We start from the raw sequence: 23,771 nt of genomic DNA, 5'->3' as shown, positions 1-23,771 counted from the left end.
AAACAATGAAATTCAGTGAACTGTGGTTACGCGAATGGGTAAACCCGGCGATTGATAGCGATGCGTTGTCAAACCAAATCACGATGGCGGGTCTGGAAGTTGACGGTGTGGATCCTGTTTCTGGCGCGTTCAACGGCGTTGTAGTGGGTGAAGTGGTTGAGTGCGCTCAGCATCCTAACGCTGACAAACTGCGCGTCACCAAGGTGAATGTCGGCGGCGACCGCCTGCTGGATATCGTCTGCGGTGCGCCAAACTGCCGTCAAGGTTTGAAAGTGGCTGTAGCAACCGTTGGTGCCGTTCTGCCGGGCGATTTCAAAATCAAAGCCGCGAAACTGCGCGGTGAGCCGTCTGAAGGCATGCTGTGCTCGTTCTCCGAGCTGGGCATTTCCGACGATCACAACGGTATTATCGAACTGCCTGTCGATGCACCAATTGGTACCGATATCCGTGAATACCTGAAGCTTGACGATAATACTATCGAAATCAGCGTCACTCCGAACCGCGCCGACTGCTTAGGCATTATCGGTGTGGCACGTGACGTAGCTGTATTGAACAAAGCCCCTCTGGCTGAGCCGGAAATAGCGCCAGTAGCCGCAACCATTAGCGACGTCCTGCCGATTCAGGTCGACGCGGTGGAAGCCTGCCCACGCTATCTGGGCCGCGTGGTGAAAGGCATTAACGTTAAAGCGCCAACCCCGCTGTGGATGAAAGAAAAACTGCGTCGTTGCGGCATCCGCTCGATCGATGCCGTGGTTGACGTGACTAACTATGTGCTGCTCGAATTGGGCCAGCCGATGCACGCATTCGACAAAGACCGCATTGAAGGCGGGATTGTTGTCCGCATGGCAAAAGAAGGTGAAACCCTGGTATTGCTGGACGGCAGTGAAGCGAAGCTGAATGCGGATACGTTGGTGATTGCGGACCATAACAAAGCGCTGGCAATGGGCGGCATCTTTGGTGGCGAGCACTCCGGTGTGAATGATGAAACGCAAAACGTCCTGCTGGAATGCGCGTTCTTCAGCCCGCTGTCTATTACCGGTCGCGCACGTCGTCACGGTCTGCACACCGATGCGTCTCACCGCTATGAGCGTGGTGTCGATCCGGCGCTGCAACATAAAGCCATGGAACGTGCTACGCGCCTGCTGATTGATATCTGCGGCGGCGAAGCGGGTCCAATCATTGACGTGACGAACGAAGCCTCGCTGCCAAAACGCGCAACCATTACGCTGCGCCGTAGCAAACTGGATCGTCTGATCGGACACCATATTGCAGATGAGCAGGTGAGCGATATTCTGCGCCGTCTGGGTTGTGATGTCACGGAAGGGCAAGATGAGTGGAAAGCGGTAGCGCCGAGCTGGCGTTTCGATATGGAGATCGAAGAAGACCTGGTCGAAGAAGTCGCCCGCGTATACGGTTATGACAATATCCCGAATATGCCAATTCAGGCGGGTCTTATCATGGGTACGCATCGTGAAGCGGATTTGTCGCTGAAACGCGTAAAAACCATGCTGAATGACAAAGGCTACCAGGAAGTTATTACCTACAGCTTTGTCGACCCGAAAGTCCAGGCGCTGCTGCACCCGGGTGAAGAAGCGCTGCTGCTGCCAAGCCCAATCTCGATTGATATGTCGGCAATGCGTTTATCCCTGTGGACCGGCTTGCTGTCTACGGTAGTGTACAACCAGAATCGTCAGCAAAACCGCGTGCGTATTTTCGAAACGGGTTTACGTTTCGTACCGGACACGCAGGCCAACCTCGGGATCCGTCAGGATCTGATGCTGGCGGGCGCGATCTGCGGTAACCGTCATGATGAACACTGGAATCTGGCAAAAGAGACCGTTGATTTCTATGATCTGAAAGGCGATCTGGAAGCGGTTCTCGACCTGACCGGCAAGCTGGCGGATATTCAATTCAAAGCTGAAGCGAATCCAGCACTGCATCCGGGGCAGTCTGCGGCGATTTATCTGAAAGGTGAACGCATTGGTTTCATTGGGGTTGTTCATCCTGAACTGGAACGTAAACTGGATCTGAACGGTCGCACTCTGGTGTTTGAACTGGAGTGGAACAAGCTCGCAGACCGCGTGGTGCCTCAGGCGCGTGAAGTTTCTCGCTTCCCGGCGAACCGTCGCGACATCGCGGTCGTTGTGGCAGAAAACGTTCCCGCTGCGGATATTTTATCCGAATGTAAGAAAGTTGGCGTAAATCAGGTAGTTGGCGTAAACTTGTTTGACGTGTACCGCGGTAAGGGTGTTGCGGAGGGTTATAAGAGCCTCGCTATCAGCCTGATCCTTCAGGATACCAGCCGTACACTTGAAGAAGAGGAGATTGCCGCTACCGTCGCCAAATGTGTAGAGGCATTAAAAGAGCGATTCCAGGCATCATTGAGGGATTGAACCTATGGCGCTTACAAAAGCTGAAATGTCAGAATATCTGTTTGATAAGCTTGGGCTTAGCAAGCGGGATGCCAAAGAACTGGTCGAGCTGTTTTTCGAAGAGATCCGTCGTGCTCTGGAAAATGGTGAGCAGGTAAAACTCTCTGGTTTTGGTAACTTCGATCTGCGTGATAAGAATCAACGTCCGGGCCGTAATCCGAAAACGGGCGAAGATATTCCCATTACAGCACGGCGCGTGGTGACCTTCAGACCCGGACAGAAGTTAAAAAGCCGGGTTGAAAACGCAACGCCGAAAGAAGAGTAATCTGAACTAACTAAAAAGGCCGCGAATGCGGCCTTTTTTCTTAGTGGGCCAGAAGGAAAAACAGCCCGGTCAGTGCTGCGCTCAGCAGGTTAGACAACGTGCCCGCCAGGATCACTTTAAGCCCCATTTTAGCAATGAAACTTTTTTTCCCCGGCACAATCCCCCCCAGTACGCCAATCAATGCGGCAGGAGAGGACAAATTGGCAAACCCAGCCAGCGCCATGATCGTTATTATCTGCGAATATTCCGACAGTTGGTCTTTCATTGGAATAAAGCTGGTATACGCGACGAACTCATTCAACACCAATTTTTGACCTAACAGGCTGCCAATTTGCAAGACTTCGTTAGCGGGAATGCCCAACAGCCAGGCAACCGGAGCAAAGAGGTAACTAAAGATAAATTGTAGCGTGACGTTACCATAGCCGAAAAAGCTACAAAACCAGCCCAACAAGCCGTTCACCATAGCAATTAATGCAATCAGTGCCAGAAGCATTGCCCCCACGTTAGCGGCGAGCTTCAGCCCGATAGTCGCGCCATTTGTAGCCGCTTCAACGATGTTGATAGGCTTTTCATCTTGACCAAGCATATCGCCTGACACGTCGGCAGTGTTTTCGGGTTCCGTTTCTGGAAACAGCATTTTCGCCATTAACAGACCGCCTGGCGCTGACATAAAAGAGGCGGCTACCAGATAGCGAATTTCGATCCCCATACTGGCATAGCCTACCAGCACTGAGCCTGCGATAGAGGCCACACCACCTGTCATGAGTGCAAACAGTTCTGAGCGCGTCATGCGTGGCGCATAAGGCTTCATCAGGACGAAGACGTCAGTATTGCCCGCAAAAATATTGGCCGTTGCAGCCATGGATTCTGCCGGGCTGGTGCGTAGCAGTTTATGGATACCCGTACCGATGAGACGGATAATCCACTGCATGATGCCCAGGTAGTACAGCACGGAGAACAATGCTGACATAAAAATGATAATCGGCAGAACATGCACGGCAAATACAAACCCCATTTTGAACTGTCCGAGATTCCCGAAGAGAAAGTTAATCCCTTCCGACGAATAGTTCAGCATGCCTGACAGACTGTTTGATATGGCGAGTAAGATTTTTTCCCCTAAGGGGACATACAGGATAAATGCAGCAAAAAGAGCCTGGATTGCAAAGGCGCCGCCAACGGTGCGAAACCGGATAGCTTTGCGATTTTCTGAACATAGCCAGGCAACGAGTAACAGGACAACAATGCCAAGTATGACGATGAGTATCTGCATGGTTTATCCCTCATCGGCATCAATGATGCTACGGAAAAGATCTTTAAAGAGAGCATCCCGCTCAATAAATTTTGCGACCTGAATGACGTGACGGCGGTTATCAAAACTCCAGCTCAGATTGTCATTGATCAAAGGGGATGTACGGTATTCACAGGTGAACCAGTCAGGATTCAGGACATAGCCAACCGTAGTGATATCCCAAATGACTTTGCGGGATGCAAAACCAATCCAGGGGCATCGCGGGGCAATTTCAGCAAAGTAGCTACCAATGCGGCTGGTCTCTGCAAAATAGTGCTGCATCTCTGGGACCGATGAGGCCATAGTGTTAGCCACGCCAAAGCAGGGGATTTGGGTGAGCGCTACGCCGCTATCAAAAAGTACCCGACTCGCCGCAATGTCCTGCATCAGGTTGAATTCATGATTATCTTTCCAGGCATAACTGTTACCCCCAAGCCAGATGACATGAATCTTTGTGACGATGTCCGGCGCGAGGAGCAGTGCGTTAGCGATATTGGTCGGCGCGGCGATTGCGAGTACATGTAATGTTTGCTCAGCCGTTCTTGCCCGGTTAATCAAATCCTGTACTGCAGCTGACATCTCCGGCTGGTTGCTATCTTTCAGATAGCGTGTTGAACCCTGGAATATTTGCGGTATGTTTTCGCGGCGGGGGAGTTTGTTAAATACGCGATAGATCTCATCGACGCTCAGTTGCATGCCTACTGCGGGATCGTCAACATATGTGTGTGAGCCCTCTTTACCAAAATAGTGGTTGGTAAACGGAGCGGCGTATACAGCTTGCAGATCGAGGCGCTCCGGGTGTAAGAATGCCCAGGCAATGGCCATCTGATCGTCAATTTCATTGTAGGTATCGCTGTCAATAACGATAGGCACTTTGCCATACTTAGGTGGCGTAATTAAGGCAATACGCTGCGCTGAAGTTAATTCAGGCCAGTGGATACTTAACATCGTTAATGTTCCTTAAGTTAGAAGTCGTAGGCCAGTCGATAAATGAGAATATCGCCATATCCATCCGCACCAAGTTTGTTATAAAAGTATCGATACATTAATGTGGTGGATATATGAGGCATGATTTTCCAGGTAATATTCAGGCCGCCGTTTAAACCATTGCTACCATGATTGTTAGCGGTATAGTCATCATTACGGTCAAGTTCTATTTCATTCCAATTGGACAGTAAGAAGTCCTGGTTGAGAAGATTGAAAGCATAACCAGCGTTCCATCCAATTGAGAAACCATTGAGTCCATTAATATCATAAGCTGGGCCAAAATTACTGTGCGCGGTAATATACTGACGAGCAATCCAGGGTTTAAACCAACATCCATCGCCTTTCAGGTCGGTATAGCCAAGCCCAATAAATTGATTCGTCTCTTTAAAATTAGGGCTTTGCGAATTATAGACTTTTGTAAATAGGCTGGCACCCGTTTTCCAGAGGTAGGTATGGATTTCACCATTCGCAGTCTGCCCCTGATTTCCCTCGTCGTCTAGAATATTTTCAAAATCATAAAAACCGTACATCTCACCCCAATCAAAACCAATACCTCCCTCAATACCAATTAAGGCTTGTTCATATTCGAGGTCTTTAACACCGGCATCCCAGGATTGATAGTCAAAATGTATATTTCCCCAACCGTATTGTTGTTCAGCTAATGAGGAAAAAGCTACGCACGATAATAAAGCCCCGAAGGCGATTTTTTTCATTTTATATCCCTATTTTGGTGGTGGATTAATATCAGTATTTAGTACAAGCTAATCGTTTTAATACAAGTTCATGGCATGGCATATTGGCTGCGCCTTCACGCTCTACGGCCAGTGCTGCAAATACACAGGCGTAATGAATTGCGTTGGCAATATTTTCTCCACAGGCAAGTCGTGCAGCGAGTGCACCATTAAATGCATCACCGGCGCCGGAGGTATCAATATTAACGGCGGGATATGCCGGGAACTGTTGGTGAGTAGAACCATCAAATAACCAGCACCCATCTTTGCCTAACGTAATTAGAATATATTGTGGTCCCATTTGGTGCATGGTTTCGGCGGCCTGACGAATATCGTCTGGCGTACGAATAGCCTTGCCAATTATCGCCTCTGCTTCTGTGAGGTTTGGGGTCAGGATGTGTGTCCAGCGGAGAAGGTCTGTCACCTCCTTACGCCATGGCGCTGGATTCAGGATTGTCATCACCCCTGCGGCATGTGCGAACTTAATAGCTTGAGCTGTAGCGTCAGGATTGTTTTCCATCTGCGTCAAAAAAACATTGGCGGTGCCCATCTCGTCATAACAGGATATAATTTCTTCACTCGTTATTTCCTGATTAGCCCCTGGATTAATAACGATTACATTATCGCCAGCCTCTTCGGATATCATCACTACGGCACTGCCGGTTGGTGCATCACTTTTGGTAAAGATGGTTAGCTTTTCTAATCCTACGCCATTTAAAAAATGCTGGGCTTTGGTTGAAAACTCATCTTCACCTAATTTGACTGTAAAATAAGTGCGAGCATTGGCTTGTACGGATGCTATCGCCTGGTTGCTGCCTTTCCCTCCGGGTAAACAACAGGAAAAAAGCGCGCGCGTGGTTTCCCCTGAAATAGGAAAACGGTGAAGCCGATATACTAAGTCAGTATTAAATGAACCCAGAATGTAAACTTTCCCATTGTTTTCGTTCATTGATATTTCTCGTTCGATCTTTGATTGGTTAATGATGATGTTTTGGTGCAAATAAAGAGAGTTGTTCTCATATAATGGGAATGCATTGTCGTGATTATATACAGCACCTCCATAGCATGAGCGGACATGTCCTGTTTTTACGAGGTCATTGATGTCGCGGCGGAGTGTTCTTTCCGTAACATCAAGTACCTTAACAAGAGATGATATTTTTACACTTCCTTGTTTTTTGAGTAGTGTTAAAATATAGCGAAGACGCTGTTTTTTGTAACGACAGGGCATCTAATCCTCACTTTTCATGAATGTGATGAGAGGTCCATGTAATAATTTTATTTTGTCTATACGTTAATTTCTTTGGTGAATGAATTTATTTGTTGAATAAATAATTAAAGATCTGATTACCACTAAGTACACCGATGATACCAAATACACCAGGCCAGGCAGCAGGGGCTGGAATGGGGAGTTTTATTAATGTAAATATGAAACCAATAATTGCACCGGCAATAAGCGAAAGAATTATATCCATAAGATAATTCCTGAGGGTGTTATGATGATATGAAGACTACACAATATATTTACGTATTGATGAGAAGACAATCACACAAAACTTTTGCAACCGGACATCTTGTCCGGTTGTGGTTATTTATTTAATCTCAGGAACGATATTAATAATGACAGCTACTACCTGGTATTGCTGCCAGCATTGCATTATGCAAAAGACTAAGGTTCATGCTGTTTTGGGCCATTGCCTCATTTGCGGTAGAGCTTCCTTCCATGTTTTTTGCTTTCATCGTAAAATTAATGAGATAACCCATAAAAAAAGTATAAACATGCAACCTTTTGCACAATTACAACGTCGGCGAGACCGATACTGGTTAGGCACTTTATCGCTGTTGCTATTGGTCATGCTCGTGATTAGCTTATGCGCAGGAGAACAGTGGATCGCCCCCGGCGACTGGTTCAGCGCCCGCGGCGACCTGTTCGTCTGGCAAATCCGATTTCCCCGTACCCTCGCCGTTTTGCTGGTAGGCGCTGCGTTGGCCTTATCTGGCGCAGTGATGCAAGCTCTCTTTGAAAACCCGCTCGCAGAGCCTGGATTACTGGGCGTGTCGAATGGCGCGGGAGTCGGGCTCATCGCGGCGGTGCTGCTGGGGCAGGGGCAGCTCCCCGGCTGGGCGCTGGGTTTATGCGCCATCGCTGGGGCGCTGATTATCACGCTTATTCTGCTCCGTTTTGCCCGCCGTCATTTGTCTACCAGCCGTCTGCTGTTGGCGGGGGTGGCGCTGGGCATTATCTGTAGCGCGCTGATGACATGGGCCATCTACTTCTCCACTTCTTTTGATTTGCGACAGCTAATGTACTGGATGATGGGGGGCTTTGGCGGCGTTGACTGGCATCAGGCCTGGCTCATGGTGGCGTTGATTCCGGTGCTGGTGTGGATCTGCTGTCAGTCGCAGCCGATGAATATGCTGGCGCTGGGGGAGACTTCTGCACGTCAGTTGGGATTGCCATTATGGTTCTGGCGCAACCTGCTGGTGGTCGCCACAGGCTGGATGGTTGGCGTAAGCGTGGCTCTGGCGGGAGCGATTGGCTTTATTGGGCTTGTGATCCCACATATTCTGCGGCTGTGCGGCTTAACCGATCATCGCGTGTTACTGCCGGGCTGCGCATTGGCTGGCGCTATCGTATTACTGTTGGCTGATGTTGTCGCGCGTCTGGTGCTGGCCTCGGCTGAGCTGCCAATTGGCGTGGTGACGGCCACCATGGGCGCACCGGTATTTATCTGGCTATTGTTAAAAGCCGCGCGCTAGAACGCGTTGATTCGGTCTATGATTAAAAACTGAAAATCCACCTGTTGTTCTGGAGATGCTATGCAAAACACTATCCTCGATACAGACGTGACGACCATCGACGGCGAGGTGACCTCACTGCAACCGTATGCCGGAAATGTGCTGTTAATCGTCAACGTTGCTTCAAAATGTGGGCTAACGCCGCAATATGAGCAACTGGAGAATCTGCAGAAAGCCTGGCATCAGCAGGGCTTTACCGTTCTTGGGTTCCCCTGCAACCAGTTTCTGGGCCAGGAGCCGGGCAGTGAAGAGGAAATAAAAACGTACTGCAGTACCACCTGGGGCGTTACCTTCCCGATGTTCAGCAAAATTGAGGTCAACGGCGAGGGACGCCATCCGCTGTATCAGAAACTGATTGATGCCGCGCCAACCGCCGTTGCGCCTGCGGATAGTGGATTCTATGAGCGTATGGCGAGTAAAGGTCGGGCGCCTCTCTACCCGGACGATATTCTGTGGAATTTCGAGAAGTTTTTAGTGGGTCGGGATGGTCAGGTATTGCAACGATTTTCACCTGATATGACGCCTGAGGATCCTATTTTGGTGCAATCCATCAAGACGGCGCTGGCAAACTAATGTCTCGATTGATGCAGCTACAGGACGTAGCAGAATCGACCCGACTTGGCCCGCTTTCTGGTGAGATAAAAGCAGGGGAGATCCTGCATTTAGTGGGGCCTAACGGCGCAGGAAAGAGCACGCTGTTGGCGCGAATGGCGGGGCTGACGACCGGCAAGGGCAGCATCACCTTTGGTGATGTGTCATTGGATGAATGGCCGGCAGCAAAGCTGGCGCAATATCGTGCTTATCTTGCGCAACAGCAAAACCCGCCGTTTGCGATGCCGGTCTGGCATTTTCTGACGCTGCATCAACCCGATAAAGCACGCACCGATCTGTTACAGGAAGTCGCCGATGCGCTTGGGCTTGGGGATAAGCTGGGACGCAGCGTGAATCAGCTCTCCGGCGGTGAGTGGCAGCGCGTGCGCCTGGCTGCGGTTATCCTGCAGATTTGCCCACAAGCGAATCCATTCGGCCAGCTTTTGCTGCTGGATGAGCCGATGAACAGCCTGGACGTGGCGCAACAAAATGCACTGGACCGGATGCTGGGTCAGCTGTGTTTACAGGGCATCGCGATTGTAATGAGCAGCCATGACCTTAATCACACCTTACGTCATGCGCACAAGGCCTGGCTCCTCAAACGCGGGAAGCTGCTTGCCAGTGGTGCTCGTGATACGGTACTAACGCCGGCCAATTTGTCTGCGGCTTATGGCGTGAACTTCCGTCGTTTGGATATTGAAGGCCACAGAATGCTCATATCAACCACTTAAGTTAAATGGGTTCTTGAAAATCATATAATTTCCACGCTAAATTGACATAAAAATATAATTCAGAGGATTCGTCCTGAATGCGCTTTTGGCTTCTTTTCATCACAGCATTGTTTTTGGCGGGCTGCAGCAGCCATCGTGCTCCTGCGCCAAATGCCCGCTTGTCGGATTCTATCGCCGTTATCGCCGGGCTTAATGACCAGCTACAAACCTGGCATGGCACACCCTATCGTTATGGCGGCATGAGCCGTAGCGGAGTGGATTGTTCTGGATTTGTATTGATGACAATGCGCGATAAATTCGATCTGCAACTCCCGCGTGATACCCGCACGCAATCAAAGATTGGTACCGAAATTGATAAAGATGATTTGCTGCCCGGCGATCTGGTGTTCTTTAAAACCGGGTCTGGGGAAAGCGGTCTGCATGTCGGAATTTACGATACCAATAATCAATTTATTCATGCCTCAACCAGCCGTGGTGTGATGCGCTCGTCACTGGACAACGTTTACTGGCGCAAAAACTTTTGGCAGGCGCGACGTATTTAATCCTCATCAGTCACGAGGCTGCCTACGGCTGAGCAGCCTCGACATTTCCATTTGTTAGTAACTTCTTATTTCTGCCGCCAGCCGGACAATACCCCTGAACATTAAGAGCGTATCTTGCTAAAAATATGATTTATTCCGAGATATTAAAAAGTGCAAAGCTGGATATTCGCTTATAATCAGGATAAGCTAAAAAAAGGGATTCGATTTACTGGCTATAAAGGGAAAAATGAAAGGGCCTCTACTTGCATCAGCAATAACGTATTTCTCCATCCTTTGCTACAGGATGCCGGATAACACCTATGCAGAGGGGCTGGCACGATGATTGTTTCAATGGATACTCTTTATCATTCAGAGTTCTCTTTTCTCCCTGCGAGAAACGAAAAAGGCGATCTTGAATACGTAGATATCATTACCAGTTTTGCCAGTGCGCAGGGGGATGTGCGTATACCCACCGAGCTGGTCCTACCTCGGATGTCGGACGAAGAGCAATGTCGCTTATTTACCGAAAAGCTTGAATTAATCGAAACGTGCCAACATTTTTTTATTCAACGAAAGGTTTCTGCCTGGATTAATTTAACGCCGGCAATTGCTAATACTTTATTATCAGATGCTAAATTGCTTCACAAGTTGAACGATTGTCATTTCTGGAACTGGCTATTAATGAAAACTATCCAGAGTTAAATAATGGAAAAGCGAATCCAACGCTGGCAGCACTGGCGGCGCGATTTCCATTAGTACTGACAAACTATGGTGCTGGTGGCATATCAAATCGGGCAATTTTTGATGGGCTGTTCAAACGCGTCGTGCTCGATAAAAACTTTGTTCAACAAAGGATTACACATATTTCGTTTGAGCCCTTTATGCGGGCTATCCTGGCACAGCTATTTCCCAGCAGTGAGTCAATTATCATTAGCGGTATTGATACACCCGAGATGTTAGCGCGCGTACTGCCTCTGGGATTCAGCGCCATGCAGGGCGCGCTGTGGCCTGCTGTGCCCCCCGCGCAGATAATTTCGCTCGCGAAGATATAACCCTCATATTTGCTGGTGTTTAACAGGCTTTTAACAGTCTACACTAGAGACAGGAGGCCCTATGACCCTGTCTTTTACCACCCGCTGGCGTGATGAATTACCAGCAACCTATACAGCACTTTCACCCACTCCCCTGAAAAACGCGCGCCTGATCTGGCATAACGATGCGCTGGCGGAGCAATTAGCTATTCCAGAGACGCTATTTGATATTCCGACCGGAGCCGGTGTTTGGGGCGGTGAATCGTTGCTTCCCGGGATGTCGCCGTTAGCGCAAGTTTATAGCGGACATCAGTTTGGCGTCTGGGCGGGCCAGCTTGGCGATGGACGCGGGATCCTGTTGGGAGAACAACAGCTCGCTGACGGCTCAACGTGTGACTGGCACCTGAAAGGCGCCGGACTTACGCCTTATTCCCGTATGGGGGATGGTCGCGCCGTACTGCGCTCGACAATTCGCGAAAGCCTGGCCAGCGAAGCGATGCATTACCTGGGAATACCGACCACGCGGGCATTGTCGATTGTTACCAGCGACACGCCGGTGTATCGCGAAACGGTAGAATCAGGGGCGATGCTCATTCGCGTGGCGCAAAGCCATATGCGCTTTGGCCATTTTGAGCATTTTTACTATCGCCGTGAGCCGGAAAAAGTGCGCCAGTTGGCTGACTTTGCGATTCGCTATTATTGGCCGCAATGGCAGGAAGAAGCCGATAAGTATCAGCTGTGGTTTAACGATGTTGTCACGCGTACTGCGACGTTAATCGCGGACTGGCAGGCGGTAGGATTTGCGCATGGTGTCATGAACACGGACAACATGTCGATTCTGGGACTGACGATGGATTACGGCCCATTCGGTTTCCTTGATGACTACGTGCCCGATTTTATCTGCAACCACTCAGACAACCAGGGTCGATACAGTTTCGATAATCAACCGGCCGCGGCGCTTTGGAACCTGCAACGTCTGGCGCAAACTCTGTCGCCATTTATCCCGGTCGAGGCGCTTAATGATGCGCTGGACAGTTATCAACTGGCGCTGTTAACTCGCTACGGTCAGCGGATGCGACAAAAGCTTGGCTTCTTTAGCGAGCAAAAAAACGATAACGAACTGCTTAGTGAACTGTTTAACCTGATGGCGCGGGAAAGAAGCGACTATACGCGAACGTTTCGCATGCTCAGTCAGACGGAACAACACAGCGCGCAATCCCCGCTGCGCGATGAGTTTATCGAACGCGCAGCGTTTGATGACTGGTTCACACGGTATCGCTCACGCCTGCAGCAAGACAACATTGCCGACGCAGTCAGACAAACGCAGATGAAGGCGGCTAATCCGGCGATGGTATTACGTAACTGGTTGGCGCAACGGGCGATTAATCAGGCAGAGCAGGGGGATTACGCCGAGCTGCATCGGTTACACGAAGCGTTGCGTACCCCATTTGTCGATCGTGATGATGACTATGTCAGCCGTCCACCTGACTGGGGCAAACGGCTGGAAGTGAGCTGTTCAAGCTAAGGGGCCAGAAACACCTGCGGGGATCCGTTGGCCGGATGCTGGCCAACGTGTACCTGCGCGCCATACCAGCGCTTCAGGTCATCGGCCTGTAACACGGCCTCTGGCGTTCCCTGCGACACCAGCCTGCCGTTGTGCAGCAACACTATTCTGTCTGCCCACAGTGCGGCGAGATTCAGATCGTGAAGCACAATGCACACATGCAGCTCTTGTGAAGCGGTAAGCGTCTTCAGCAAGCGCAACAGATGCTGCTGGTGGTAAAGATCCAGCGCAGAGGTCGGCTCATCAAGGAATAACCAGCCGCGAGGCGCGCCGTCGCACCAAAGTTGCGCCAGTGCACGGGCTAACTGTACTCGCTGTTGCTCGCCGCCGGAAAGCGCGGCGTATTGCCGGCCCGCCAGCGGTGTACATCCGGTCATTTCCATCACCTGAGCGATAAGTCGAGGTTCCGACCGCGAGGTCCAGGGCGTACGCCCCATCGCTATGACGGCCTCTACCGGCCAGTCAAATCCCAGTTGTGTTTGCTGGCGCATCACCGCCCGATGCCGCGACAGTGTTTGGCTATGCCATTCATCCAGCGGTTTACCCGCCAGCACGCAGCGCCCTGTAGCCGGTTTCAGAAAACCGGTCAGCAGGCGCAGCAGGGTGGATTTCCCCGCACCATTTGGGCCGATGAGCGCCACCAGTTCACCTTTTTCGAGAGCAAGAGTGACGTCGTCAATCACCGCTCTGCCCGCGACGCGATAGTGAAGCCCTTCAGCGATGAAATGTTCAGCCATGCGGTCCTCGCTGACGAAAAATAAGCCATAAAAACCACGGTGCGCCCAGAAGACTGGTTAGCAAACCGACCGGCATTTCCGCAGGCGCAACCGCCGTACGGGCCAGCGTGTCGGCTATCAGCAATAAAAATGCGCCCGCCAGCACGGAACCTGGGATAACGGCCCGATGGTCTGAGCCGAGCCACATGCGCATCAGATGCGGGATAACCAGCCCGATGAAGCCTATTACGCCGCTTACCGCCACGGCTGCGGCAACCAGCAATGCGCTACAAAGTAGCAAAACACGCTGAACGGTACGCACATCTACGCCGAGGTAATGCGCCTCTTCCTCACCTAACTGCAGCAGGTTCAGCGCCGGTGCCAGACGCCAGATGATCAGCACCGTCGGGACAGTCAATGAAGTGACAGCCAGCAGCGTGGACCATTGCGCGGCCCCCAGACTGCCCATCCCCCATAGCGACAGCTGGCGCAGTTGCGCGTCATTACTGACCCACGACAGAACGCCAACCGCCGCCCCGCACAGCGCGTTGATGGCAATACCGACCAACAGTAGACGTGAGAGTGAAGCGTCGCGCTGTTGGCTAAGGATAAAAATAACCACCGTTGCCGCCAGCGCACCGAGAAAAGCGGCCAGCATGGGGGCGTACAGCATCAACAGCGCGGGCAAAGAGACCGGCAGCACTACCCACAGGGCGACGGCGCAGGCGGCTCCGCTGCTTATCCCCAGTAATCCCGGATCGGCAAGCGGGTTGCGAAACAGGCCCTGCATCACGCAGCCCGCGAGCGCCAGAGAACCGCCAATCACCAGCGCCAGCAGGACGCGGGGCAGGCGAATGGTGAGCCAGATTTGACGCAGTGCCTCATCGCCATCACGCCAAAGCAGACTTACCGGCAGGCGCAACGCGCCAAAACCGGTAGCCATGATTGTCATCACGACCAACATGAGTGCGAGTGTCCACAAAGAACAACGGATACGTCGCGACATCAGGGCAATTGCTCAGCTTTAGCGCGAAGCTGCAAAATGGCCTGCGGGGTGCGTACGCTAAAGCCGAGCAGCGCCATATCGTCAACCTGCAATACCTGTTTATTTCGTCCGGCAGGCGTCTGCGCCAGGCCCGGCAGCGCCCACAGGTTATCTTCGCCACCCATCGCCTCAACGCCGTCCTGTGAAATCACCACCAGATCGGGCTGGCTGGCAATGACACCTTCCTGCGACAGCGGCTGATAGCGGTTAACACCCTGCATTGCGTTGCGCAAACCGGCGGCACGAATAGCCGCATCGGCTGCGGTTTGCTGGCCCGCTGCCATCGCGGTCATCCCGCCATGATTGCGAATAAACAGCACGCGTTTGTTAAGTTCAGATGACGGCAGCGCCGCCAGTTCCTGACGTAAGCGGGTGCGCAGCGTTTCGCCATCGGCCTCCCTATGGGTGGCTTCGGCGATGACGCGAATTTTTTCATCAATCACGTTAAGCTCGTTGCTTGCCGGGATCGTCACAACCCTGACGTTGCTCTGTTCGAGCTGTTTTAGCGCCAGAGAGGGCTGCGCCTGCGCGCTGGCAAGGACCAGCGTAGGACGGGTGGCAAGGATCCCTTCGGCGTTGAGTTGGCGCAAATAACCGACATCAGGTAGGGCGTTTGCTGCTTCAGGCCAATGGCTGGTGCTGTCTCGCGCCACAAGGGAAGACTGTGCTCCCAGTGCGTATACAATCTCGGTGACATCGCCACCGAGAGCAACAACCCGTTCCCTGGACGCAGCCAGCGCTACGATGGGCAGTAGCGCAATCAGGACCAGCAGTTTTTTCATGCGGCCAGCCCCTTCGGCGTCAGTGCGTCAATTTGCGCGCGCCATTGCGTCTGCTCCGGTTCGCCTTCCGTTCGTTGACCATACAGCTGGGCGATTTGCATGCCGTCGGCAGCAAACAGTTCCAGGCTGGTGACGTGGCCATCGGCGGTCGGTTTGCGCGTTACCCATGTTTCTGCCACGCTCTCTTCCAGCAGGTGTAAGGTAAATGTCGGGTTGAATATATTCAGCCAGCCTTTCATCGGCACCAGTTTTTCTATCACACCGGTAAAAATCTGTACGCAGCCACGATTACCCACAAAGACCATAATTTCATTGCCATCCTGGCGCGCGGTGTCGAGTAACTGCGCCAGAGCGCTATTTGCGACTTTACAGGCCAGATCGTCGCCCACCAGGTTAAACGCCTGTTGGCGGGTGAGATCGTGGCGTTTCAGCAGACCGAAGAACTGGTGTACATCGGTCATGGCTCGCCACTCTTGATCCACGGTCTGCGCATCGACCGTGACGGTGGCTGGAGCAGAAGGGGGGGCGGGTTGCAGCGCCAGAGGCGGGTTTTCAGCGAAGATGAAACGGGTCAGCAACGCAGCCCATTCCTCAATGAGGGTATTCTGTGTGGCATAGACCTTCAGCAGCGCATCCCCCTGATGGTCAAAGAACTGAATGCTCTGACGCTCACCGTGGGCGGTTGTTTCGCTGAAATGGAACACGCTTGCCCACTGATTGAGGAACAGGCGCAGGTCGAGGGCGCGCGGATTGAGTACCAGTCCGGCATGACCGTTCAGGTGCTGATTGGTAAACGCACCAACCTGCTCATGCACCGCATATTCGTTGCGGCATATACATTTGGTTTCGCCGACGGCTTCCAGTGCGCCGAGGATTTCACGCACTTCGCCCCGTAAGCGCCAGGCGTCATGACCGACGCGCGCGAAGGTCAGTTCGGCTTCGCTAATATTCATCAATCCCGCAATATCACGTGCGTATTTGCCAGGATTTTCTTTCTTCAGTTCCAGCCAGCGTGTGTAATGATTCATTGTCTCTTCCTTCCAGATTGCTGCCCCGGCGAACCGGGGAAAAGTGATTACCACTGATAACTCACGAAAATTTTGCCATTACGACCATCCTGCGGAATGCCCTGCGGCGACCAGTACTCTTTGTCGAAGGCGTTGCCCAGTACCAGCGTGGTGGTCATACCTTTCAGCGCTTGTTGGCCCTGATAGCTCACGTAGAAATCGTTTACCGCATAACCGGGCTGTTTCGTGTAGCTGCTGCTGATATGCGTTGAACGGTCAGCAAAGGTACCTATCCAGCCAACGGAGAAACCGCTGTGCGCAACCGGTACGTTCAGTTTGCTGGTGACGGTATCCGGGTTAATGCTGGAAATGTATTCGCCGGTGTCTGTATCTTTGCCGCGCGTACGGTTATAGGCCATGTCGAGGCTGAACAGATCGGCGGAATATTTCGCCATCACGTCCCAGCCCCAGATTTTGGCGTTGGGTACGTTATAGGACATGGTTGTCGCGGCGGCAAAGTCGACGCTGGTGGAGATGTAATCTTTCGCTTTGGTGTCGAAATAGCTGGCTTTAAATTCGAGCGCATCGCTCGCCATCAACAGATCGTCAAAGCGCAGGCCAAATCCGTATTCCTGCGTTTCGTTGGTTTCCGGGCGTAGGTTAGGGTTCGGTACCCAGTAGTTGGTGTAAAAACGGCCAATCGAGAAGTGTTTGGCATCGTTATACATCTCGCCCATGGTCGGCGCACGGAAGGCCTGAGCGTATGAACTGAACAGCATCAGCCAGTCGGTTGGCGCAACGGTGAGCCCGGCGCGGGACGACCATTTATCGGCATCGACATCTTCATAGCCGTCGCTGCTGCCGCGATAAGAGTCATAACGGGTACCGCCCAGCAGCGTAACCGGCAGGTCGCGCAGGGTGATTTCATCTTGTAACCAACCGGAGCTGAAATCGATTTTTGCCTCCGGGAAACCGGTGGTTGCGCCGCCTGGCTGTTGTTCCTGACGATAGTATTCCCCGCCATAGGTCAGCAGGTGAGATGCAAAAGAGTCGGTTAACAGGCGGCTGCGGTTGTCGATTTTGCCGCCTTTGGTGGTTTGTTTGCGAAACTCGCCGGTGTTATCCGTGTTTTGCGCATTAATACGTGCTTCGGACCAGTAGACGCGGGCATCCGCGTTCAACCAGTCATTGTCGGCAGGAGCAATCGAGTAGGTCAGTTGCGCGTCGCGCTGGATGGTTGAGCGATCGGTCATCGGGTTGCTGGTGGCATCCGCCGCGCTGGTTTGCGGGTTTTTAGGTTCACGGGCGTCATTGTTGTAGTAACGCAGCGAGCCGGCCAGCGTCTGGGCGCTGTCAATTTTCCAGCTGCCTTTAGCCAGCATATTGTTAATCGCTTCGTCGTTTGGTGCCGTAGTACCGTTGCTCTGGCGCAAATCACCGCGATCGCGACTGGACCAGGCAAGCAGTCCGTCCAGCGTATCGGTGCGACCAAACGCGCTGGCACCCATACCGAGGCTGTGATCGCCGGTTGCCGCGGTACCGAACACGCGATAACCGCTGTTTTGTCCGGCTTCCAGCAGATCTTTGGCATCCGCAGTGTCATAGGCGATCACTCCACCTAACGCGCCGCTACCGTACAGCAGTGCAGAAGGGCCACGGACGACCTCGATGCGTTTGATCAGCGCCGGATCGAGGAAGGTACTGTTCAGGTGTCCGGTGTCGGTTCCCTGACGAACGCCATCAACCAGCACCAGAACGCCACGTCGATCGTAGCCGCGCAGATTCACGTCCTGGCCGTTAGTGCGACCGGTGCCGTCAAGGGTCAGGCCCGGAACCGTACGCAACAGGTCGGCTGCTGAGCTGGCGGTCTGGTTTTCCGGCGCGGTGGCATCAATCACGCTGACCATCATCGGTGCTTCAAAAGCACTACGGGCATTGCCGGTAGCGGTGACGGTCATATCTTCTACCGCCGCATACGCGACGGCGGGCAGGTTACTGATAATCGCCAGCGCCAAGAGCGAAGGGCGCAGGGATGCAGTGTGCAGGTGTGGCATAGCAACTCTCCATTAGGAAATCGAAAAGCGCTGGCTGCCTGGGTACTACCTGGGTGGCTGGCGAAAAGTGGTGTTTATTTGGTCAGAATGAGTTTTCCGGCTTGTGTCTGGCGCAGCAAATAGAGCTGGCCATCGTGTTCTATGATCACGCGCCCCTCTTTGCCCAGCAGACTTTTACTGTCAATTCGGCGCTCGTTTGGCGCGACGGCAGGCGGTGTTTTTTCTTTTGCGGGCGTTGTTGTGTTATCCATACGTGAATAGTGTTTAAAAATAACAATCAATTCAACAATGATAATCATTATCATCAAACTGCAAAATTGCGGCAAGCCTTTTTGTGAAATAATTGTGACGAGAATAGATTTTGTACAATAAGGAGGGGGAAAACAAAGGATTAGCACCGGGCAACGTGATGTTACCCGGCGAACAGCATTAAAAACGGCTATCAACCGCAGAGGCGAGTTTTTCAACCAGCAGTTCAGTATCTTCCCAGTTCAGGCACGGGTCGGTAATGGACTGGCCGTAAACCAGCGGCTGGCCGCTAACGATTTTTTGCGTACCTTCACGCAGGAAACTCTCCGCCATAATCCCGGCAATCGCCGTCGAACCATTGCGAATTTGCTGGCACACATCATCACAAACGTCCAACTGACGACGATGCTGCTTCTGGCAATTGCCATGGCTAAAATCGACCACCAGATGTTCAGGCAGGGAAAATTCGTGCAGGGTATCGCAGGCGGCGGCAATATCTTCAGCATAATAATTCGGTTTTTTACCGCCGCGCATGATGATATGCCCGTAAGGATTACCGCTGGTCTGATAAATGGTCATCTGGCCGGTTTTATCAGGTGAGAGGAACATATGGCTGGCACGGGAGGCGCGAATCGCATCGACGGCAATACGCGTATTGCCATCCGTACCGTTTTTAAAGCCGACCGGGCAGGAAAGCGCAGAGGCCATTTCACGGTGGATCTGGCTTTCGGTGGTGCGTGCGCCAATGGCTCCCCAACTGATTAAATCGGCAATAAACTGACCGGTCACCATGTCGAGGAATTCTGTTGCCGTGGGTACGCCCAGTTCATTGACCTGCAACAGCAGTTTGCGCGCCAGTTCAATGCCGTGGTTCACGCGGTAGCTGCCGTTTAAATCTGGGTCGGAAATTAAGCCTTTCCAGCCCACTACGGTGCGCGGTTTTTCAAAATAAGTGCGCATCACGATTTCCAGACGCGCCTGATGTTTTTCGCGCAGCGCCTGTAAACGCGTCGCGTATTCCATGGCGGCATCAAGATCGTGAATCGAGCAGGGACCTACGATCATCAGTAAACGAGCGTCTTCACCATTTAAAATTTTTTTTATCCGGCGTCGGGAGTCCGTAACATGACGGGCGACGGAGGACGAAACAGGATGCCGTTGCGCAAGCTCTGCTGGAGTGACCAGGTTGTCAATACGCGCAGTACGGAGTTCATCGGTTCTGTTCATTACTTGTCTCAGAAATTTGTTGCTTCAACGGCAGGACTACCGGGAAGTGATGTATATCACAATATCATACTCATCCTGCCTGGTGGCGAGCATAATAACAAAAAATCGAACCAATGCACTAGCATTCTAGTACATGCGGCGATTCAGCCCCATGATGTCTAGGATCTTGGTAGCAATCTCTTCTACCGAATAATTGGTACTGTTCAGCCATGGGATCTGGTTTTTCCGGTACAGCGCTTCCACCTCAGCAACCTCCATCCGGCACTGGCGCATCGAGGCGTAACGGCTGTTTTCCCGGCGCTCTTCGCGGATGGCCGCCAGGCGCTCAGGGTCAATGGTCAGGCCGAACAATTTATGCTGTAACGGCTTCAGGGACGCTGGCAGCACCAGATTATCCATATCATCGGCAATAAAGGGGTAGTTGGCCGCGCGAATGCCAAACTGCATGGCCAGATACAAACTGGTCGGGGTTTTACCGCAACGGGAAACGCCAAGCAGGATCACCTGCGCCTGATCGAGGTTGCGCAACGAAATACCGTCGTCATGAGCGAGGGTATAATCAATGGCGGCAATGCGCGCGTCGTACTTGTTAAGGTTGCCGGGGTTCAGGCCGTGGGTACGATGGGCGATCGGCGTAGGGTCGAGCTTCATCTCTTGTTGCAGTGGGGCAACCAACGCCTGCACGATATCCTGACAAAATCCTTCGCTTTGCAAAATGATCGAGCGAATTTCCGGCAAAACGATAGAGTAAAACACCAGAGGGCGCACGCCAGTTTGTTGATAGATCGCGTCAATCTGGTCTTTAACCGCTCGCGCACGACTCTCATTTTCTACAAACGGCAGCGTAATGCTGCTGATCGTAACCGGAAATTGCGACATTACCGCGTGGCCCAATACTTCGGCGGTGATGGCCGTACCATCAGAAATATAAAATACGTGACGATCAACAGCATTATCCATTTTGCTCATCCTGGGGCTGACATAATTCTCTGAAAGCATAAATTAAAATTCGCCAGAAGCGAATATTGCTGCATCTATTTTGTAAAATGAAACGGTATTTTTATATTTACTGAAAAGTACATTTCATTTTTCGGAACAAATGTTTATACCGGTAGTTTTTGTGGTGATCCCCTGTGGCTCGCGGGTTTGCGCAAATGCGGAAACAATCTGAAAAAATAAAAAATAAAGTTGCTTGAACGATTCACCGTTTTTTTCGCTGAAGTAAATATGCAAAGATAATTACGCAAAATTGAGTTTCCTAACCTCGTTCATATATAAGGATTGTTCGATGTCCAACAATGGCTCGTCACCGCTGGTGCTTTGGTATAACCAACTCGGCATGAATGATGTAGACAGAGTTGGGGGCAAAAATGCCTCCCTGGGTGAAATGATTACTAACCTTTCCGGTATGGGTGTTTCCGTACCGAATGGTTTTGCAACGACCGCCGATGCGTTTAACCAGTTTCTGGACCAGAGCGGTGTAAACCAGCGCATTTATGAGCTGCTGGATAAAACGGATATTGACGATGTCACCGAGCTTGCGAAAGCCGGCGCACAGATCCGCCAGTGGATTATCGACACTCCTTTCCAGCCGGAGCTGGAAAATGCCGTCCGCGATGCCTACGCGCAGCTGTCAGCAGACGATGCCCATGCCTCTTTTGCCGTGCGCTCTTCCGCCACCGCAGAAGATATGCCAGATGCGTCATTTGCCGGTCAGCAGGAAACCTTCCTCAACGTCCAGGGATTTGATGCCGTACTGGTTGCTATCAAACACGTCTTTGCCTCGCTGTTTAACGACCGAGCAATCTCTTATCGCGTTCACCAGGGTTATGACCATCGTGGCGTGGCGCTCTCTGCTGGCGTTCAGCGGATGGTGCGCTCAGACCTCGCGTCTTCCGGCGTAATGTTCTCCATCGATACCGAATCCGGTTTCGATCAGGTGGTGTTCATCACTTCCGCATGGGGCCTGGGCGAGATGGTCGTGCAGGGTGCCGTTAACCCGGATGAATTCTACGTGCACAAACCGACTCTGGCGGCAAACCGTCCGGCGATCGTCCGTCGCACAATGGGTTCGAAAAAAATCCGCATGGTCTACGCGCCAACCCAGGAACATGGCAAGCAGGTGACGATTGAAGATGTACCGCAGGAGCAGCGCGACATTTTCTCCCTGACCAACGCTGAAGTGCAGGAGCTGGCGAAGCAGGCGGTACAGATCGAGAAGCACTACGGTCGTCCGATGGACATCGAATGGGCGAAAGACGGTCATACCGGCAAGCTGTTCATTGTGCAGGCGCGTCCGGAAACCGTGCGCTCGCGCGGCCAGGTGATGGAGCGTTATACGCTGCATGCTCAGGGTAAAATTATTGCTGAAGGTCGTGCTATCGGTCACCGCATTGGCGCGGGTCCGGTCAAAGTCATTCAGGACATCAGCGAAATGAACCGTATCGAACCTGGCGATGTCCTGGTTACCGACATGACCGACCCGGACTGGGAACCGATCATGAAGAAAGCGGCGGCGATTGTCACCAACCGTGGCGGTCGTACCTGTCACGCGGCGATCATTGCCCGTGAACTGGGGATCCCGGCCGTGGTTGGCTGTGGTGATGCCACCGAGCGTATGAAGGACGGTGAGAAAGTCACAGTCTCCTGCGCCGAGGGTGATACCGGTTATGTTTATGCTGAGATGCTCGACTTCAGCGTGAAGAGTTCCAGCGTGGAGACCATGCCGGATCTGCCGTTGAAGGTGATGATGAACGTGGGTAACCCGGACCGGGCTTTCGACTTCGCCTGTCTGCCAAACGAAGGTGTCGGCCTGGCGCGTCTGGAATTTATCATCAACCGCATGATTGGCGTACACCCGCGTGCGTTGCTGGAGTTCGATGACCAGACGCCTGAGCTGCAAAACGAAATCCGCGGCATGATGAAAGGTTTTGATTCCCCGCGTGAATTCTACGTTGGTCGTCTGACGGAAGGGATCGCCACGCTGGGTGCGGCGTTCTATCCAAAACGCGTTATCGTGCGTATGTCAGACTTTAAGTCCAACGAATATGCCAACCTCGTCGGCGGTGAGCGTTATGAGCCGCACGAAGAGAACCCGATGCTGGGCTTCCGCGGGGCGGGCCGTTACATTGCTGATAGCTTCCGCGACTGTTTCGCGTTGGAATGTGACGCAGTGAAACGTGTCCGTAACGATATGGGCCTGACTAACGTAGAAGTGATGGTACCGTTTGTCCGTACCGTTGCCCAGGCGAAAGCGGTAGTGGAAGAGCTGGCGCGTCAGGGGCTGAAACGCGGTGAGAACGGACTGAAGATCATCATGATGTGTGAGATCCCGTCCAACGCCTTGCTGGCCGAACAGTTCCTTGAGTACTTTGACGGCTTCTCCATCGGTTCAAACGACATGACGCAGCTGGCGTTGGGACTGGACCGTGACTCTGGTGTGGTTTCTGAACTGTTTGATGAGCGTAACGACGCGGTGAAAGCGCTGCTGTCGATGGCGATTCGTGCAGCCAAGAAACAGGGCAAATACGTGGGTATTTGCGGTCAGGGTCCATCCGATCACGAAGACTTCGCTGCCTGGCTGATGGAAGAGGGGATCGACAGTCTGTCGCTGAACCCGGACACCGTCGTGCAGACCTGGCTGAGCCTGGCTGAACTGAAGAAGTAACATCATGCCGGATGGTGGCGTAAATGCCTTATCCGGCCTACGGTTAGTATGCAACGTAGGCCGGATTAGAGGTGTTAGCATCGCCAT

Annotated in this window: 21 protein-coding genes and 1 pseudogene; 9 read left to right on the top strand and 13 right to left on the bottom strand. The window is 52.3% G+C overall.

What is annotated here, in order from left to right; all coding sequences use genetic code 11:
• Positions 1-5 precede the first annotated feature (5 nt).
• Together pheT and ihfA are read left to right on the top strand one after the other, a co-directional pair.
• A complete protein-coding gene (gene pheT / locus HV345_RS13500; protein ID WP_181635685.1) occupies positions 6-2,393 on the top strand; it encodes a phenylalanine--tRNA ligase subunit beta in 2,388 nt (795 codons plus the stop codon).
• A gap of 4 nt (positions 2,394-2,397) precedes the next feature.
• Positions 2,398-2,697 (top strand): integration host factor subunit alpha, encoded by a 300-nt coding sequence (ihfA, locus tag HV345_RS13495; RefSeq protein ID WP_003030571.1) that lies wholly within the window; start codon positions 2,398-2,400, stop codon positions 2,695-2,697.
• Between the two features lie 40 nt (positions 2,698-2,737).
• Here the strand turns inward: ihfA and HV345_RS13490 are convergent, their stop codons facing one another.
• From HV345_RS13490 to HV345_RS13470, 5 genes are all read right to left on the bottom strand, one after another.
• Positions 2,738-3,967 carry a NupC/NupG family nucleoside CNT transporter gene (locus HV345_RS13490; RefSeq protein ID WP_016152867.1) on the bottom strand — a complete coding sequence of 410 codons (1,230 nt, stop codon included), beginning with the start codon at positions 3,965-3,967 and terminating at the stop codon, positions 2,738-2,740.
• Positions 3,968-3,970: 3 nt separating this feature from the next.
• Positions 3,971-4,933, bottom strand: a complete 963-nt coding sequence (locus tag HV345_RS13485) for a nucleoside hydrolase (protein ID WP_080858713.1) — start codon at positions 4,931-4,933, stop codon at positions 3,971-3,973.
• 17 nt (positions 4,934-4,950) lie between these two features.
• Positions 4,951-5,685 (bottom strand): outer membrane protein OmpK, encoded by a 735-nt coding sequence (locus HV345_RS13480; protein WP_181635684.1) that lies wholly within the window; start codon positions 5,683-5,685, stop codon positions 4,951-4,953.
• A 31-nt stretch (positions 5,686-5,716) separates the two neighbouring features.
• Complete coding sequence (locus HV345_RS13475; RefSeq protein WP_181635683.1) at positions 5,717-6,931, bottom strand: PfkB family carbohydrate kinase; 1,215 nt, start codon at positions 6,929-6,931, stop codon at positions 5,717-5,719.
• An 85-nt stretch (positions 6,932-7,016) separates the two neighbouring features.
• On the bottom strand, positions 7,017-7,175 hold the full coding sequence (locus HV345_RS13470; protein ID WP_016152871.1) for a DUF1427 family protein: 159 nt from the start codon (positions 7,173-7,175) through the stop codon (positions 7,017-7,019).
• Between the two features lie 304 nt (positions 7,176-7,479).
• Between HV345_RS13470 and btuC the strand changes: the two genes are divergently transcribed.
• From btuC to selO, 6 genes and pseudogenes are all read left to right on the top strand, one after another.
• Positions 7,480-8,460 (top strand): vitamin B12 ABC transporter permease BtuC, encoded by a 981-nt coding sequence (btuC, locus tag HV345_RS13465; RefSeq protein WP_032931198.1) that lies wholly within the window; start codon positions 7,480-7,482, stop codon positions 8,458-8,460.
• Between the two features lie 60 nt (positions 8,461-8,520).
• Entirely contained in the window at positions 8,521-9,072 is a 552-nt protein-coding gene (locus HV345_RS13460; RefSeq protein ID WP_181635682.1) for a glutathione peroxidase, read from the top strand.
• Entirely contained in the window at positions 9,072-9,821 is a 750-nt protein-coding gene (gene btuD / locus HV345_RS13455) for a vitamin B12 ABC transporter ATP-binding protein BtuD (RefSeq protein WP_016152874.1), read from the top strand. Before HV345_RS13460 ends, btuD begins: the two co-directional genes overlap by 1 nt.
• 77 nt (positions 9,822-9,898) lie before the next feature.
• A complete protein-coding gene (locus tag HV345_RS13450; RefSeq protein ID WP_003832591.1) occupies positions 9,899-10,363 on the top strand; it encodes an NlpC/P60 family protein in 465 nt (154 codons plus the stop codon).
• A 318-nt stretch (positions 10,364-10,681) separates the two neighbouring features.
• A pseudogene (locus HV345_RS13445) lies at positions 10,682-11,394 on the top strand (EAL domain-containing protein).
• Between the two features lie 61 nt (positions 11,395-11,455).
• Entirely contained in the window at positions 11,456-12,898 is a 1,443-nt protein-coding gene (selO, locus tag HV345_RS13440; protein ID WP_080858717.1) for a protein adenylyltransferase SelO, read from the top strand.
• Here selO and HV345_RS13435 read toward each other — a convergent pair.
• The 8 genes from HV345_RS13435 to ppsR form a co-directional block, all read right to left on the bottom strand.
• On the bottom strand, positions 12,895-13,674 hold the full coding sequence (locus tag HV345_RS13435) for a heme ABC transporter ATP-binding protein (protein WP_181635681.1): 780 nt from the start codon (positions 13,672-13,674) through the stop codon (positions 12,895-12,897). The two genes, selO and HV345_RS13435, sit on opposite strands and share 4 nt — an antisense overlap.
• Positions 13,667-14,659, bottom strand: a complete 993-nt coding sequence (locus tag HV345_RS13430) for an iron ABC transporter permease (RefSeq protein WP_032947022.1) — start codon at positions 14,657-14,659, stop codon at positions 13,667-13,669. The genes HV345_RS13435 and HV345_RS13430 overlap by 8 nt, the downstream gene beginning before the upstream one ends.
• Entirely contained in the window at positions 14,659-15,480 is an 822-nt protein-coding gene (locus HV345_RS13425) for a hemin ABC transporter substrate-binding protein (protein WP_181635680.1), read from the bottom strand. The genes HV345_RS13430 and HV345_RS13425 overlap by 1 nt, the downstream gene beginning before the upstream one ends.
• Positions 15,477-16,508, bottom strand: a complete 1,032-nt coding sequence (chuS, locus tag HV345_RS13420) for a hematinate-forming heme oxygenase ChuS (RefSeq protein WP_181635679.1) — start codon at positions 16,506-16,508, stop codon at positions 15,477-15,479. The genes HV345_RS13425 and chuS overlap by 4 nt, the downstream gene beginning before the upstream one ends.
• A gap of 47 nt (positions 16,509-16,555) precedes the next feature.
• Positions 16,556-18,541, bottom strand: a complete 1,986-nt coding sequence (locus HV345_RS13415; protein ID WP_181635678.1) for a TonB-dependent hemoglobin/transferrin/lactoferrin family receptor — start codon at positions 18,539-18,541, stop codon at positions 16,556-16,558.
• Between the two features lie 74 nt (positions 18,542-18,615).
• The gene (hemP, locus tag HV345_RS13410) at positions 18,616-18,846 is read right to left on the bottom strand and encodes a hemin uptake protein HemP (RefSeq protein ID WP_255467604.1); all 231 of its coding nucleotides are present in this window, start codon (positions 18,844-18,846) and stop codon (positions 18,616-18,618) included.
• A 124-nt stretch (positions 18,847-18,970) separates the two neighbouring features.
• Positions 18,971-20,017, bottom strand: coding sequence for a 3-deoxy-7-phosphoheptulonate synthase AroH (gene aroH / locus HV345_RS13405; protein ID WP_181635677.1), 1,047 nt, complete (start codon positions 20,015-20,017; stop codon positions 18,971-18,973).
• A gap of 126 nt (positions 20,018-20,143) precedes the next feature.
• Positions 20,144-20,977 carry a posphoenolpyruvate synthetase regulatory kinase/phosphorylase PpsR gene (ppsR, locus tag HV345_RS13400; protein ID WP_016152884.1) on the bottom strand — a complete coding sequence of 278 codons (834 nt, stop codon included), beginning with the start codon at positions 20,975-20,977 and terminating at the stop codon, positions 20,144-20,146.
• A gap of 328 nt (positions 20,978-21,305) precedes the next feature.
• Here ppsR and ppsA point away from each other — a divergent pair, with 328 nt between their 5' ends.
• Positions 21,306-23,684, top strand: coding sequence for a phosphoenolpyruvate synthase (gene ppsA, locus HV345_RS13395; protein ID WP_016152885.1), 2,379 nt, complete (start codon positions 21,306-21,308; stop codon positions 23,682-23,684).
• Positions 23,685-23,771 lie beyond the last annotated feature (87 nt).

It is taken from the genome of Citrobacter sp. RHBSTW-00986, from assembly GCF_013783065.1.
GTDB classification, from domain to species: Bacteria; Pseudomonadota; Gammaproteobacteria; order Enterobacterales; family Enterobacteriaceae; genus Citrobacter; species Citrobacter braakii.
Note: the sequence above shows the minus strand (reverse complement) of the source record. Positions and strands in the feature narration are given on the sequence as shown.

What these genes read in the sequence shown, in the direction of transcription:
- pheT (WP_181635685.1), top strand. Translation starts at nt 6, where the DNA reads ATGAAATTCAGTGAACTGTGGTTACGCGAATGGGTAAACCCGGCGATT.
- ihfA (WP_003030571.1), top strand. Translation starts at nt 2,398, where the DNA reads ATGGCGCTTACAAAAGCTGAAATGTCAGAATATCTGTTTGATAAGCTT.
- HV345_RS13490 (WP_016152867.1), bottom strand. Translation starts at nt 3,967, where the DNA reads ATGCAGATACTCATCGTCATACTTGGCATTGTTGTCCTGTTACTCGTT.
- HV345_RS13485 (WP_080858713.1), bottom strand. Translation starts at nt 4,933, where the DNA reads ATGTTAAGTATCCACTGGCCTGAATTAACTTCAGCGCAGCGTATTGCC.
- HV345_RS13480 (WP_181635684.1), bottom strand. Translation starts at nt 5,685, where the DNA reads ATGAAAAAAATCGCCTTCGGGGCTTTATTATCGTGCGTAGCTTTTTCC.
- HV345_RS13475 (WP_181635683.1), bottom strand. Translation starts at nt 6,931, where the DNA reads ATGCCCTGTCGTTACAAAAAACAGCGTCTTCGCTATATTTTAACACTA.
- HV345_RS13470 (WP_016152871.1), bottom strand. Translation starts at nt 7,175, where the DNA reads ATGGATATAATTCTTTCGCTTATTGCCGGTGCAATTATTGGTTTCATA.
- btuC (WP_032931198.1), top strand. Translation starts at nt 7,480, where the DNA reads ATGCAACCTTTTGCACAATTACAACGTCGGCGAGACCGATACTGGTTA.
- HV345_RS13460 (WP_181635682.1), top strand. Translation starts at nt 8,521, where the DNA reads ATGCAAAACACTATCCTCGATACAGACGTGACGACCATCGACGGCGAG.
- btuD (WP_016152874.1), top strand. Translation starts at nt 9,072, where the DNA reads ATGTCTCGATTGATGCAGCTACAGGACGTAGCAGAATCGACCCGACTT.
- HV345_RS13450 (WP_003832591.1), top strand. Translation starts at nt 9,899, where the DNA reads ATGCGCTTTTGGCTTCTTTTCATCACAGCATTGTTTTTGGCGGGCTGC.
- selO (WP_080858717.1), top strand. Translation starts at nt 11,456, where the DNA reads ATGACCCTGTCTTTTACCACCCGCTGGCGTGATGAATTACCAGCAACC.
- HV345_RS13435 (WP_181635681.1), bottom strand. Translation starts at nt 13,674, where the DNA reads ATGGCTGAACATTTCATCGCTGAAGGGCTTCACTATCGCGTCGCGGGC.
- HV345_RS13430 (WP_032947022.1), bottom strand. Translation starts at nt 14,659, where the DNA reads ATGTCGCGACGTATCCGTTGTTCTTTGTGGACACTCGCACTCATGTTG.
- HV345_RS13425 (WP_181635680.1), bottom strand. Translation starts at nt 15,480, where the DNA reads ATGAAAAAACTGCTGGTCCTGATTGCGCTACTGCCCATCGTAGCGCTG.
- chuS (WP_181635679.1), bottom strand. Translation starts at nt 16,508, where the DNA reads ATGAATCATTACACACGCTGGCTGGAACTGAAGAAAGAAAATCCTGGC.
- HV345_RS13415 (WP_181635678.1), bottom strand. Translation starts at nt 18,541, where the DNA reads ATGCCACACCTGCACACTGCATCCCTGCGCCCTTCGCTCTTGGCGCTG.
- hemP (WP_255467604.1), bottom strand. Translation starts at nt 18,846, where the DNA reads ATGATAATGATTATCATTGTTGAATTGATTGTTATTTTTAAACACTAT.
- aroH (WP_181635677.1), bottom strand. Translation starts at nt 20,017, where the DNA reads ATGAACAGAACCGATGAACTCCGTACTGCGCGTATTGACAACCTGGTC.
- ppsR (WP_016152884.1), bottom strand. Translation starts at nt 20,977, where the DNA reads ATGGATAATGCTGTTGATCGTCACGTATTTTATATTTCTGATGGTACG.
- ppsA (WP_016152885.1), top strand. Translation starts at nt 21,306, where the DNA reads ATGTCCAACAATGGCTCGTCACCGCTGGTGCTTTGGTATAACCAACTC.